Annotated in this window: 15 protein-coding genes and 1 pseudogene; all 16 read left to right on the top strand. The window is 27.3% G+C overall.

The features are described 5' to 3' along the window. Window positions 1-65 precede the first annotated feature (65 nt). The 16 genes and pseudogenes from mqnP to CINS_RS06760 all read left to right on the top strand — a co-directional run bounded on the left by mqnP (window position 66) and on the right by CINS_RS06760 (window position 11,459). Window positions 66-941: a menaquinone biosynthesis prenyltransferase MqnP gene (gene mqnP, locus CINS_RS06835; protein ID WP_039651006.1), complete on the top strand. Its 876-nt coding sequence runs from the start codon at window positions 66-68 to the stop codon at window positions 939-941. After that, complete coding sequence (locus CINS_RS06830; RefSeq protein ID WP_039651004.1) at window positions 932-1,432, top strand: hypothetical protein; 501 nt, start codon at window positions 932-934, stop codon at window positions 1,430-1,432. The genes mqnP and CINS_RS06830 overlap by 10 nt, the downstream gene beginning before the upstream one ends. Continuing rightward, a complete protein-coding gene (locus tag CINS_RS06825) occupies window positions 1,429-1,932 on the top strand; it encodes a DUF6115 domain-containing protein (RefSeq protein WP_039651002.1) in 504 nt (167 codons plus the stop codon). Before CINS_RS06830 ends, CINS_RS06825 begins: the two co-directional genes overlap by 4 nt. A gap of 13 nt (window positions 1,933-1,945) precedes the next feature. Then, window positions 1,946-2,911 carry a GTP 3',8-cyclase MoaA gene (gene moaA / locus CINS_RS06820; protein ID WP_039651000.1) on the top strand — a complete coding sequence of 322 codons (966 nt, stop codon included), beginning with the start codon at window positions 1,946-1,948 and terminating at the stop codon, window positions 2,909-2,911. Then, entirely contained in the window at window positions 2,912-3,661 is a 750-nt protein-coding gene (locus CINS_RS06815) for a 7-carboxy-7-deazaguanine synthase QueE (RefSeq protein ID WP_039650998.1), read from the top strand. It begins immediately after the preceding gene. Beyond that, window positions 3,658-4,242 carry a 6-pyruvoyl trahydropterin synthase family protein gene (locus tag CINS_RS06810; RefSeq protein ID WP_039650995.1) on the top strand — a complete coding sequence of 195 codons (585 nt, stop codon included), beginning with the start codon at window positions 3,658-3,660 and terminating at the stop codon, window positions 4,240-4,242. Before CINS_RS06815 ends, CINS_RS06810 begins: the two co-directional genes overlap by 4 nt. Further along, window positions 4,242-4,439: a hypothetical protein gene (locus CINS_RS06805; protein ID WP_039650993.1), complete on the top strand. Its 198-nt coding sequence runs from the start codon at window positions 4,242-4,244 to the stop codon at window positions 4,437-4,439. Before CINS_RS06810 ends, CINS_RS06805 begins: the two co-directional genes overlap by 1 nt. A 6-nt stretch (window positions 4,440-4,445) precedes the next feature. Then, window positions 4,446-4,856, top strand: a complete 411-nt coding sequence (locus CINS_RS06800; RefSeq protein WP_039650991.1) for a hypothetical protein — start codon at window positions 4,446-4,448, stop codon at window positions 4,854-4,856. Next, complete coding sequence (locus CINS_RS06795) at window positions 4,856-5,518, top strand: 16S rRNA (uracil(1498)-N(3))-methyltransferase (protein ID WP_039650988.1); 663 nt, start codon at window positions 4,856-4,858, stop codon at window positions 5,516-5,518. The genes CINS_RS06800 and CINS_RS06795 overlap by 1 nt, the downstream gene beginning before the upstream one ends. A gap of 76 nt (window positions 5,519-5,594) precedes the next feature. After that, entirely contained in the window at window positions 5,595-5,795 is a 201-nt protein-coding gene (gene rpmE, locus CINS_RS06790) for a 50S ribosomal protein L31 (RefSeq protein WP_039650986.1), read from the top strand. Further along, complete coding sequence (gene rsmI / locus CINS_RS06785; RefSeq protein WP_039650984.1) at window positions 5,795-6,613, top strand: 16S rRNA (cytidine(1402)-2'-O)-methyltransferase; 819 nt, start codon at window positions 5,795-5,797, stop codon at window positions 6,611-6,613. The genes rpmE and rsmI overlap by 1 nt, the downstream gene beginning before the upstream one ends. A gap of 19 nt (window positions 6,614-6,632) precedes the next feature. Continuing rightward, on the top strand, window positions 6,633-7,313 hold the full coding sequence (rlmB, locus tag CINS_RS06780; protein WP_039650982.1) for a 23S rRNA (guanosine(2251)-2'-O)-methyltransferase RlmB: 681 nt from the start codon (window positions 6,633-6,635) through the stop codon (window positions 7,311-7,313). Next, window positions 7,306-7,519: pseudogene (locus CINS_RS08095) on the top strand (helix-turn-helix domain-containing protein); the annotation flags it as partial. The gene rlmB and the pseudogene CINS_RS08095, both read left to right, overlap by 8 nt. A gap of 664 nt (window positions 7,520-8,183) precedes the next feature. Continuing rightward, on the top strand, window positions 8,184-8,990 hold the full coding sequence (locus CINS_RS06770) for a hypothetical protein (protein WP_039650978.1): 807 nt from the start codon (window positions 8,184-8,186) through the stop codon (window positions 8,988-8,990). 10 nt (window positions 8,991-9,000) lie between these two features. Beyond that, window positions 9,001-10,203: an LL-diaminopimelate aminotransferase gene (locus CINS_RS06765; RefSeq protein ID WP_039650976.1), complete on the top strand. Its 1,203-nt coding sequence runs from the start codon at window positions 9,001-9,003 to the stop codon at window positions 10,201-10,203. A 2-nt stretch (window positions 10,204-10,205) separates the two neighbouring features. Next, window positions 10,206-11,459, top strand: coding sequence for a homoserine dehydrogenase (locus CINS_RS06760; protein ID WP_039650974.1), 1,254 nt, complete (start codon window positions 10,206-10,208; stop codon window positions 11,457-11,459). The last annotated feature ends 1 nt before the right edge of the window (window position 11,460 follow it).

Genomic DNA, 11,460 nt, shown 5'->3' with positions numbered 1-11,460 from the left:
AAAAATATCCTAAATTTAAATTTATTTTAGTAAAATCATAACAAAAATATATTTAAAGAGTTAAAATGGATTTATATAAAAACAAAATAAAAGATATCTTAGATTTAATTGTTTTTAAGCATTCTATTTTTGCTTTACCTTTTTTATTTGTATCGATGTTTGTGGCTTCTGTAATGTTAAATAATAGCACTTGGATAGGTTTTAAGGCCTTGTTTTTAGGAATTATTTGTGCGGTAAGTGCTAGAAATTTTGCAATGGCTGTTAATCGTTTAATGGATGAAGATATTGATAGAAACAATCCACGATGTGCTAATAGACCTAGTGTGGATGGGCGTATAGGTAAAAGCAGTATTTTGCTTTTTATTATTTTAAATGCTATTATTTTTGTATTATCGAGTTATTTTATTAACAAATTAGCTTTTGCTTTGTCTTTGCCTGTTTTGTTTATACTTGCAATTTATTCAGCATTTAAGAGATTTTCTTCTTTAGCACATTTAGTGCTTGGATTTTGTTTAGGATTAGCTCCTATTGCAGGGAGCGTGATTATACTTGGAAAAATTGAAATTTATAGCGTTATTTTGTGTTTGGGGGTCACATTTTGGACCGCTGGATTTGATTTGCTTTATGCTTTGCAAGACATGGATTATGATAAAAAAGTAGGTTTACATTCTATTCCTGCAAAATTTGGATCTGAGGCTACATTGTTTCTTTCAGCATTTTGTCATGTTTTAGCAGTACTTTTTTGGTTTTTATTTGTATGGGTAGCTCCAACTGGGAATATAGCTTTTGCAGGAGTAATCGTTAGTGCTTTAATTTTATTTTTAGAACATAAAATAGTTAGAAAAAATTTTTCCAAAATAGATAAAGCATTTTTTACGTTAAATGGCTATTTAAGCATAATATTTTTTATTTTTATTTGGGTTGATCTTTTATGGAATTAAATTTTTTCCAGTGTTCTTTAAATCTTAATTTTGAAGAAAGCAAGATAAGACATGATGAATTTTTACAAGATTATTTAACATCAAATAATCTTGTGAATTTAAGTAAATGGAAAAAACTTGCTTCTAGAATAGAATTTAGCGAAGGCGAACAATTAATTTTTGATTTATTATTGGATTTAAAACAAGAGCTTTTTATGCTTAAAAATGATATAAATAAAAGCGATTTATCTATTGATTTGGGTAAAAATTATATGTTAGAAGGTATCCATTTTTCTCATTTAAAATTTAAAGAAGAATGTTTACAGTGTGGTGAAGAATATTATGCAAAAATAGAGCTTTATGGGCAGAAAATTTGTTTTTTCTTTAAGGGTTTAAATAAAAAAGAAGGAAAAATAATTCAAATAAAAAATGAGGATGAATGTATCTACAATAATTTTGTTGTAGACATGCAAAGAGAAATGATTAAGATGCTAAAGGAGAAAAGTGAATGAGCGTGGATGTTTTATTGGGCCTTGTTGTAGTGCTTTTAATATTTGCTTTATTTGCTTATATGTTTATACGTGAAAAAGAGCATGTGGCTAAAATTAATGAATTGGGAAAAATTATAGAAGATTTAAATAAACAATATCATTATTTAAAAAAAGAAAGTGAAGAAGAAGAGCCTAAGGAAGAGTTTGATGTAGAATCAATTAAAGAAGAACTTATGCAAATTTTACAAGCAAAAATTGATCAAAGCATTACACCTATACTTATTGCCTTAAAGGAAGTTGAGGAAGTAATTGATGATTTTCAAAGTGAGCAAAAAAATAGACTTTTAAATTTAGAACAAAAAACTCAAAGCATTACAAAATTAAGCCCAAGTTATGATAATGAAGAGCAAAAAGTAATAGAAATGTTTGAGCAAAAAAAATCTATAGAACAAATTGCTAAGGATTTGCGTATAGGGACTGGTAGAGTTGAGTTGATTTTGAAATTTAACAAACTTTTATAAAAGAGGTTTTTTTATGTTGATTGATAGCTATGGTAGAGTGATTGATTATTTGCGAATTTCTGTAACTCAAAGATGTAATTTTCGCTGCTTATACTGTATGCCAAAAACACCTTTTGAATGGAGTGCAAAAGAGAATTTACTCTCGTTTGAAGAATTATTTATGTTTGTTAAGGTGTGTATTGATGAAGGGGTTAATAAAATAAGAATTACTGGCGGAGAGCCTTTGGTTAGAAAAGATTTACATAAATTTATTGCTATGATTAGTGAATATAAACAAGATATTGATTTAGCTCTTACAACTAATGCATCTTTGCTTAAACAACAAGCGCAAGAATTAAAAAAAGCCGGATTGAAAAGAATTAACATATCATTAGATACTTTAAAGGAAGAAACTGCATTCAAATTAGCACAGAAAAACATACTTAAAGAGGTTTTAAGTGGCATAGAAGAAGCTTTAAAGGTTGGCTTTAAAATTAAATTTAATACAGTAGCATTAAAAGATATTAATGATATTGAATTTATTCAACTGTTGGAATTTGCTAAAGAAAGAAATTGTCAAATTCGATTTATAGAATTTATGGAAAACTATCATGCTTACGGCGATTTAAAAGGTTTAAAGTCTAAGGATATTTTAAATATCCTTGCAAAGAAATATTCTTTTAAAGCTTGTGAAAAGCTTCCTAATGCGCCAGCTTCTTTGTATGAGCTTGATGATGGTTATCGTTTTGGTATAATTGATCCACACAGTCATGATTTTTGTGATACTTGTAATCGTATAAGACTCTCAGCAGAAGGACTTTTGATACCTTGTTTGTATTATGATGAAGCTTTAAGTATTAAAAAATCTATAAAGAATAAAGATATTCAGGGTGCTTGTGAAATTTTAAAGACAGTAATTAAAAATAAATCAGAAAAAAATAGATGGAATCACGAAGACAATAAAAGCTCTACAAGAGCGTTTTATCAAACAGGTGGATAAGTGGAAATTGTTGAAACTTTTTTAAGTATTCAGGGCGAGGGTGCTTATAGTGGTAAACTTGCTATTTTTGTAAGATTTGCAGGATGTAATTTTAACTGCATTGGATTTGGAGTTAGTAAAAAAAAAGATGACAACATTCTTATAGGTTGTGATACTATTAGGGCTGTTTTTACGAAGAATTTTGCATCTACTTATAAAAAATATACTGCACAAGAGTTGTTTAATGAGGTTATTTTTTTAAAAAAAGATTTTAATCCTATCATAGTTATTACTGGTGGAGAGCCTTTACTTTATTATAAAAATGAAGAATTTCTTAAGTGGATTAAACTTTTATTGGAACAAAATTTTTTACTTCATTTTGAAACTAATGCTAGCATAGAAATTGATTTTAAGAAATATCCTGTATATGAAAAATGTTATTTTTCTTTAGGGGTAAAATTAAGTAATAGTGGAGTATCTAAAGAAAAAAGAATTAACAAAAAAGCATTACAAGCATTTAAAAAAAATGCCAAAGGTAGCTTTTATAAGTTTGTTTTGGATGAAGATTTTATATTTAATCATCAAGCACAAGAGGAAATAAGAGAAATTTTGACAATTTGTGAAAATGAAGTTTATTGTATGCCGATGGGATCTAATAGAGAAGAAATTTCTAAAAATGCCTTAAGTGTTGCTGAATTTTGTATAAAAAATGGATATAATTACTCTGATAGACTGCATATTAGGGTGTGGGGAGATAAAGAAGGCGTATGATTATTAGAAAATTATTTGAATTTGAAAATGCTCATATAGTAAGATTTTGTAGTTCTAAAAGATGTAAAACTAGCATACATGGTCATTCTTATAAAGTTGAAGTTTTATTAGAAAGCAAATATTTAGATAACGCTGGAATGGTATATGATTTTGGGTTATTAAAAGATGGAATCAGGCAAATTATAGATAGCTTTGACCATGCAATTACACTTTTTAAAAATGATGACAGTAAATATTTAAAAGATATGAAAAGACATTCTAAAAGATGGATAATTTTGCCTGTCAATGTAAGTGCTGAAAATTTTGTAAGAGTTTTTTTTATACTTATAGATACTTTACTTCAAAAAACTAAAATGTTTAATGGAGAGCAAGGTGTAAAATTACAAAGTATTATAGTGCATGAAACTAGGACAGGTTATGCACAAGGATTTAAAGAAGACGCCTATAGCGAATTTTTACCTAAGATAAATTTAGAAGATATAGAATTTTCAGAAGCTATACAAGATGATTGGAAAGATAAAAATTTTTATATCAATCTTAAAGATAAAAATTTTGTATTTATTAATCAAAAGGAGGTTTAATGCAAAAAATTTTATTAAGTTTTATTATTTTGTTGTTTTGTGCTTGCGCAAGTGAGGAGAAAAAAGATAATTCTCAAGAAGTGCAAACAGAAAATGTGCAGATTGAACAAAGTGATTCTAACATACAAATAAATGATGATACACTTCCTTTACCTGTTGATGATGAAGTTAAAGATGAAAATACAACTCGAGGGTAATAAATAATGGATCAAAATTATCATATTTTTCTAGCATTCCATGTTTATAGTTTATATACTAGTGGTTTTTTGATGTTGTTTTACTTATATTTAACTCAAAGTTCTTTTTCACAAGAATTTATTTTTATTAGAAGGATTCGTTTATTTTTACCAATTTACTATTTATTTTTAGCTATAGTTTTATTTACCGGTAACTTGCTCTGGGCTTTAAAACATTTTGATATGAATTTATATATTTTGCTAATGTGGCTTGCATGGATTTTTATTTTTTCACTCGCAATTTATCAATTTGTGTTGTTTAAAAAAGCAAGAATATATAAACGTTATGCTAAATTTAGATTTTTAAGTTTTTTCATTTTATGTGCTGATATATTTTTACTTTTTGTACCTTATTTATTTCAAAAGTTTTATTTTTAATGAGATTTTTATATCATATTCAAAGTGGTGAGGAGTATTTAAAAATAGAAAATGAAACATTTTCACATTTAAAGGCAAGGCGTTTAAAAGAAGAAGATGAAGTTGCTTTTAAAAATTTCAAAGATAAATTTACTTACATATATAAATGTGTGCAGTTAGAAAAAAAATTTTTCTTATTTGTATTAAAAGAAAAAAAAATAGAACAAATACAACAAAACTCAAAACTCCATTTAGCTTTAGCGGTGATTGATCCAAAGGTTATAGAAAAAACCTTACCTTTTTTAAATGAATTAGGGGTTGAAAAACTTTCATTGGTTTATATGCAATATTCCCAGAGAAATTTTAGATTAGATGAAAAGAGAATGGAGAAGATTCTTATTGAATCATCTCAGCAATGCGGTAGAAATTCTTTGTTGAAACTGGAAATATATAAAAACTTTGAACAATTTCAGTCAAAATACAAAAATATAGTTTTAATTGATTTTGAAGGAGAAAATTTATTAAATTTTAACCCTTTGGAATGTGTTTTTTTAGTTGGAGCTGAGGGCGGATTTTCTCAGCTAGAAAGAACTAAATGTTTTCAAAAAGCTAAATTAAATACTCCTTTTGTGTTAAAAGCACAAACTGCTATTATAGCTCTAGCGTCAAAATTTATAATTTAAATTCTTGCTTAAATTTATCTATTTTTTATATAAAAATTTATATAATTATGCCTTAATGTTTAAAAAAGGATAGATAATGAAAAAAGAAATTCATCCAGAATATGTAGAGTGTAAAGTAAGTTGTGCTTGTGGAAATTCTTTTACTACTAGATCTAATAAAGCAGAAATAAAAGTTGATATTTGCTCAAATTGTCATCCATTTTTTACAGGTAGTGAGAAAATTGTGGATGCTGCGGGACGTGTTGAAAAATTTAAGAAAAAATACGCAATGCAATAATGCTTTATTTTGTTCCTACTCCCATAGGAAATTTAAACGATATTTCATTCCATTCTTTAGAAATCTTACAAAAATGCAAGCTCTTTTTGTGTGAAGACACGAGAGTTTGTAAATCTTTGATTAATTTACTTAATAACAGATTTAATGTTGCTATAAAGCCACTTAAAATTTTAGCTTTTCATACTCATAATGAAAAAACTTTTTTAAATTCAATTGATAAAGATTTTTTTGAAGAAGATGTTGTTTATATGAGTGATGCAGGCATGCCAGGTATTAGTGATCCTGGACAGATTTTAATTGAATATGCTATAAAAAATAATATAAAATATGAAGTTTTATCAGGATCTAATGCAGCTTTGCTTGCTTTGGTTTCTAGTGGTCTTTGTTTAAAAGAATTTATTTTTATGGGGTTTTTGGCAAATAAGGGTGCTCAGAGAAAAAAAGATATAGAAAAATTGATGTTAAATCCTTACCCTAGTATAATCTATGAAGCTCCTACTAGAATAATTAATCTCATAGAAGAAATCAGCAATATAGATTCTCTTAGAGAAGTTTTTATAATAAAAGAAGCGACAAAAAAGTTTGAAAGTAAATTTAAAGCTAATGCGTGCAAAGTTTTAGAAAATCTTAAAAATATGGATTTAAGAGGTGAATGGTGTGTAGTAATTGCACCAAAAATAGACCAATTTCATCAAAATATTTTGTGTGAAGAAGATATTTTAGAGCTTGATTTGCCTCTTAAAGTTAAATCTAAACTGCTTTCAAAAATAAATGCAAAGTCACCAAAAGAAAATTATCAAAAACTGCTTTTAAGTTGAATTTAGTTATTATTGACAAATGATAGTTTATGGTAAACAAGTATTTTTTTATATTTTAGAAAAACATAAAGACAAAATCAATGAAATTTTTTTAGCAAAAGAATGCGAAAAAAGTGAATTTACAAAAATAACCAAATGCTCTAAAAAAATTAAAAAACTTGATTTTAAAAACGCTCAAAGTTTAGCTAGAGGCGGTAATCATCAAGGTTTTTTAATGGATATTAAAGAATTTGATTTTTGTGAATTTAATGAGCTAAAAGACAAAAATTTTATTGTTATTTTGTATAATATTAGCGATGTTGGAAATATTGGAGCTATTATTAGAAGCGCTTATGCTTTGGGTGCTGAAGGTGTGATTTTAGCAACTAAGAGTGTAGCTGTAGATGGTGTGATTAGAACTAGTAGCGGTGCAGCTTTAGATATGAAAATAGCTTTAAATGATGATATATTAAATATGATAAATGAATTAAAACAAAAAGGATTTTATATTTATGCAAGTGCAAGTGGTGGCAATAATATCCATCAAATTACACCTAAAGACAAAAAAGTTTTGATTATGGGAAGTGAAGGTTTTGGGATACCATCTAAAATTTTGAAAAAATGCGATGAATGTGTGGGAATAAAAATGCATAATGACTTTGATAGTTTAAATGTAAGTGCGGCATTTGCGATACTTTGTGATAGGATGATCAATGGATAGTTGGAAAAAGTTAGAAGATTTAAATTTAGTAGAAGTTCAAAAAAGAACACAGATAGAAAAAATTTGTCTTGAGTTTATTATAAAAAAAGATTTTAAGTCTCTATCTCGTTTTAATATCAATGGATTTATTAAAATTTTACAAAGAGAATATGAACTTGATTTTACGGATTTTTTAGAAGAATATCAAGCATATCTTATTGAGAATGGGGCAGAGAAAAAAAACCATGCTCAAGTTTGTCCAAGAATGAGTTCTTATACTAAAAAAGGTTCATATTTTTGGTTTTTTGTTGTTATTATTATCGTTGTATTGATAATTCTTGGGGCTTTTGGAGTCTCTAGATTTTTTGAAAGTTCGATGATAGATGATAATACAACAAATGTTTTAAATCAAGAACAGATTATAATTGAAGAAACAAACGATGAAAACTCCTCAAATTTATCTATACAAGAATATTTTATAGAGGAAAATTTGACTAAAAATGATTTAAATATAAATGAAAAAGATAGTCTTGAATCATTGGATGTATTTGATGATAATACAAGCATAGTAAAAGAAAATATGGATGTTAAAGATACTGAAAAATTGCCTATGCTAGAAGAAAGTATTATCAAGCCGAGTGCAGAACTATGGTTAGGAATGGTTGATTTAAAAACTTTTCAAAAAAATTCTAAAATAATTAAAAATGACTATGTACTTTCTTTGAAAAAAGATATGTTAATTACTACAGGACATGCAGCTTTTTCTTTAAATGATGAAAATAATAATATTTTAGATTTTAAAAACGGTATTTCTAAATTTTTGATAATAAAAGATGGAAAGATTAGGCAAATTACTAAGGCTGAATTTATTAAAGAAAATAGAGGGAAATTATGGTAAAAATTTTCTTTTGTTTGATAATTTTTAGTATAAATTTATTTGCATTAAGTGCTTTAGAAGTAGCTAAACACATAGTTAATGATAATTCTAAAAATGCAAAATTAGAATTACTTTTTGCGAAAAATTCGTATAAAGATAATTACGGCAATGTTGATATCTATACAATTTCTCAGATACTAAAAACAAATGCGTTGTCAAATTTTATTTTCAATGAGCCAAAAAAAATAAATTTTTCTTTTAAAGCTCAAGCTGATGCTGTTATTTTTTTTAAAATTATTAATGATACTTTGAATGAATTAGGTTATGTATATTTTATCCCTATAGAATTTACATTAAGAGAAAATTATATTACCTATAAACTTTCACTTGATTCACAATATATGCTTGATCCTGGAGTTTTTTACAAAGCTTTGCTTGCAAATTTAGTTTTTATTAAAGATATTTCTAAAATTTCAGAAATACACTATGAATATGAGCTTGATTTTTCTAAAGTTAAAGCAAAAGTAAACACTCAAATACCATTGAATACTTTTGTTCAATTACAAAAACCTTTAAGAGAATATATAGTAGATTTACAAGGTGCTAAAACTTTAGAACTAGGCGCTCATAATTACGATTCTTGGTTTTGTAAAATTCAATTTTTAGATAAGAATTTAAATTTTATTCAAGGCGTAGAAAATACCTATAAGCAAAATGATATTATTTTAAATATTCCACTTGGCGCAAAATATGCTATTATAGGAGATATGTTTAGTTTAGATAATATAAAAAGAGGTTTAAAAATTTATCTAAGAAAATAAGGAGTGAATAATGTTTGAAGAGATTCATTTTAATACTATAGAAAGACTCCCAAACTATGTTTTTTCAGAAGTCAATGCCATTAAAATGGCAGCTAGAAGATCAGGAGAGGATATTATAGATTTTTCTATGGGAAATCCAGACGGTAAAACTCCACAACATATTATAGATAAACTTTGTGAAAGCGCTAATAAAGATAAAACTTCAGGTTACTCAGCTTCTATTGGCATATATAAATTAAGACTTGCCATTTGTAGGTGGTATAAAAACAAGTATAATGTTGATTTAGATCCTGAAAGTGAAGTGGTTGCAACCATGGGATCAAAAGAAGGCTTTGTTAATTTAGCTAGAGCGATTATTAATCCTGGGGATGTCGCTGTAGTACCAACACCAGCTTATCCTATACATACGCAAGCTTTTATCATAGCAGGTGGTAATGTTGCAACGATGAATTTTGATTTTAATGAAAATTATGAATTAAATGAAAATACTTTTTTTGAAAATTTACAAAAGACATTATATGAGAGTTTGCCTCGTCCAAAATATGTAGTTGTTAATTTTCCACATAATCCCACTACAGTAACAGTTGAAAAGAGTTTTTATGAAAGATTGGTTGCTTTAGCACGAAAAGAAAGATTTTATATTATTTCTGATATTGCTTATGCAGATTTGACTTTTGGTTCTTATAAAACACCTTCAATTTTTGAAGTTGATGGAGCAAAAGATGTAGCAGTAGAGACTTATACTCTTTCAAAATCTTATAATATGGCAGGATGGCGTGTGGGTTTTATGGTGGGAAATAAACGTTTAATTGGTGCTCTTAAAAAAATAAAATCATGGTTTGACTATGGTATGTATACACCTATACAAGTAGCCGCTATTATTGCTTTAGATGGGGATCAATCTTGTGTTGAGACTATTAGATCAGTTTATGCTAAACGATTGGATGTTTTGATTGAATCATTTGAACAAGCAGGGTGGAATTTAAAAAAACCTAATGCTAGTATGTTTGTTTGGGCTAAACTCCCTTTAAATAAAGCTCATCTTGGAAGTATGGAATTTTCAAAACAAATTTTACAAAAAGCTAATGTCGCGGTAAGTCCAGGTATTGGTTTTGGTGAAGCAGGTGATGAATATGTAAGAATTGCTTTGATAGAGAATGAAAATCGCATTCGTCAAGCAGCTAGAAATATTAAGAGGTATTTAAAAGATTAAAAATGAAAATTGCAATTTTGGGCTATGGAACTGTTGGTAGCGCTGTAGCAAAAACTTTGCTTGATAATCAAGAACTTATCAAAGCTAGATGTGACGAAGAGATTATACCAGTTATATCTTTAGCAAGAACACAAAAAAATGATGCTTTGATACCTATTGTAAATGATGTTGATACAATTTTAAACCGTGATGATATTGATGTTTTTGTAGAATTAATGGGCGGTGTGGAATTTCCTTTTGAGGTAATTTCTAAAATTTTAAAAAAGAAAAAAGCTGTTGTGACTGCTAATAAAGCTTTGTTAGCCTATTATGGATGTGAGCTTGAAAAATTAGCTAAAAATTCAGCTTTTGGTTATGAAGCAAGTGTGGCAGGTGGTATTCCTATAATTAAAATTTTAAAAGAAGGATTGAGTGCAAATAATATTCTTTCTATCAAAGGGATATTAAATGGAACTAGTAATTATATTTTAAGTAAAATGGCTTTAGAAAGATTAAGTTTTCATGAAGCATTAAAAAAAGCACAAGACTTAGGTTATGCTGAAGCTGATCCTACATTTGATATAGAGGGTTTTGATGCTGCATATAAATTGCTAATTTTAGCTAATATTGCTTATGGCTTAAAAGCAAAACCTGAAGAAATTTTAATTGAAGGTATTAGTAAAATAGGTAAAGAAGATATTTATTTTGCTAAGGAATTTGATTATGTTATTAAACATTTAGGTATAGCTAAAATTCAAAATAAAAAAATTGAACTTCGGGTACATCCTGTTTTGATAAATAAAAATAAAATGCTTGCTAAAGTTGATGGGGTTATGAATGCTATAAGTATTTTTGGAGATATTTTAGGAGAAAGTTTATATTATGGAGCTGGCGCCGGAGGGATGGCTACTGCAAGTGCGGTTGTAGCTGATTTAATTGATATTGCAAGAAAAGAAAAAAGTAGTGCCATGTTCGGTTATTTAAATAGTACTTCCTATCAACTGTTAGATAAAGAAAAAATTAACACTCAATATTATTTAAGATTGAAAGTTTTAGATAAAATAGGAGTTTTATCAAAGATTACACAGCTTATGAGCGACCATCAAATTTCAATTGATATTTTCTTGCAAAAACCTAAGAAAGAAAATGATGATTGTAGTATTGTATTTTTTATTACCCATAAGACTTATGAAAATAATATACAATTTTTAATAGAAAAATTAAAAAAGCAAGATTTTATTCAAGATGAAATTTTTATGATGAGAATTGAAGATTGAT

This window comes from Campylobacter insulaenigrae NCTC 12927, from assembly GCF_000816185.1.
GTDB classification, from domain to species: domain Bacteria; phylum Campylobacterota; class Campylobacteria; order Campylobacterales; family Campylobacteraceae; genus Campylobacter_D; species Campylobacter_D insulaenigrae.
Note: the sequence above shows the minus strand (reverse complement) of the source record. Positions and strands in the feature narration are given on the sequence as shown.

What these genes read in the sequence shown, in the direction of transcription:
- mqnP (WP_039651006.1), top strand. Translation starts at nt 66, where the DNA reads ATGGATTTATATAAAAACAAAATAAAAGATATCTTAGATTTAATTGTT.
- CINS_RS06830 (WP_039651004.1), top strand. Translation starts at nt 932, where the DNA reads ATGGAATTAAATTTTTTCCAGTGTTCTTTAAATCTTAATTTTGAAGAA.
- CINS_RS06825 (WP_039651002.1), top strand. Translation starts at nt 1,429, where the DNA reads ATGAGCGTGGATGTTTTATTGGGCCTTGTTGTAGTGCTTTTAATATTT.
- moaA (WP_039651000.1), top strand. Translation starts at nt 1,946, where the DNA reads ATGTTGATTGATAGCTATGGTAGAGTGATTGATTATTTGCGAATTTCT.
- CINS_RS06810 (WP_039650995.1), top strand. Translation starts at nt 3,658, where the DNA reads ATGATTATTAGAAAATTATTTGAATTTGAAAATGCTCATATAGTAAGA.
- CINS_RS06805 (WP_039650993.1), top strand. Translation starts at nt 4,242, where the DNA reads ATGCAAAAAATTTTATTAAGTTTTATTATTTTGTTGTTTTGTGCTTGC.
- CINS_RS06800 (WP_039650991.1), top strand. Translation starts at nt 4,446, where the DNA reads ATGGATCAAAATTATCATATTTTTCTAGCATTCCATGTTTATAGTTTA.
- CINS_RS06795 (WP_039650988.1), top strand. Translation starts at nt 4,856, where the DNA reads ATGAGATTTTTATATCATATTCAAAGTGGTGAGGAGTATTTAAAAATA.
- rpmE (WP_039650986.1), top strand. Translation starts at nt 5,595, where the DNA reads ATGAAAAAAGAAATTCATCCAGAATATGTAGAGTGTAAAGTAAGTTGT.
- rsmI (WP_039650984.1), top strand. Translation starts at nt 5,795, where the DNA reads ATGCTTTATTTTGTTCCTACTCCCATAGGAAATTTAAACGATATTTCA.
- rlmB (WP_039650982.1), top strand. Translation starts at nt 6,633, where the DNA reads ATGATAGTTTATGGTAAACAAGTATTTTTTTATATTTTAGAAAAACAT.
- CINS_RS06770 (WP_039650978.1), top strand. Translation starts at nt 8,184, where the DNA reads ATGGTAAAAATTTTCTTTTGTTTGATAATTTTTAGTATAAATTTATTT.
- CINS_RS06765 (WP_039650976.1), top strand. Translation starts at nt 9,001, where the DNA reads ATGTTTGAAGAGATTCATTTTAATACTATAGAAAGACTCCCAAACTAT.
- CINS_RS06760 (WP_039650974.1), top strand. Translation starts at nt 10,206, where the DNA reads ATGAAAATTGCAATTTTGGGCTATGGAACTGTTGGTAGCGCTGTAGCA.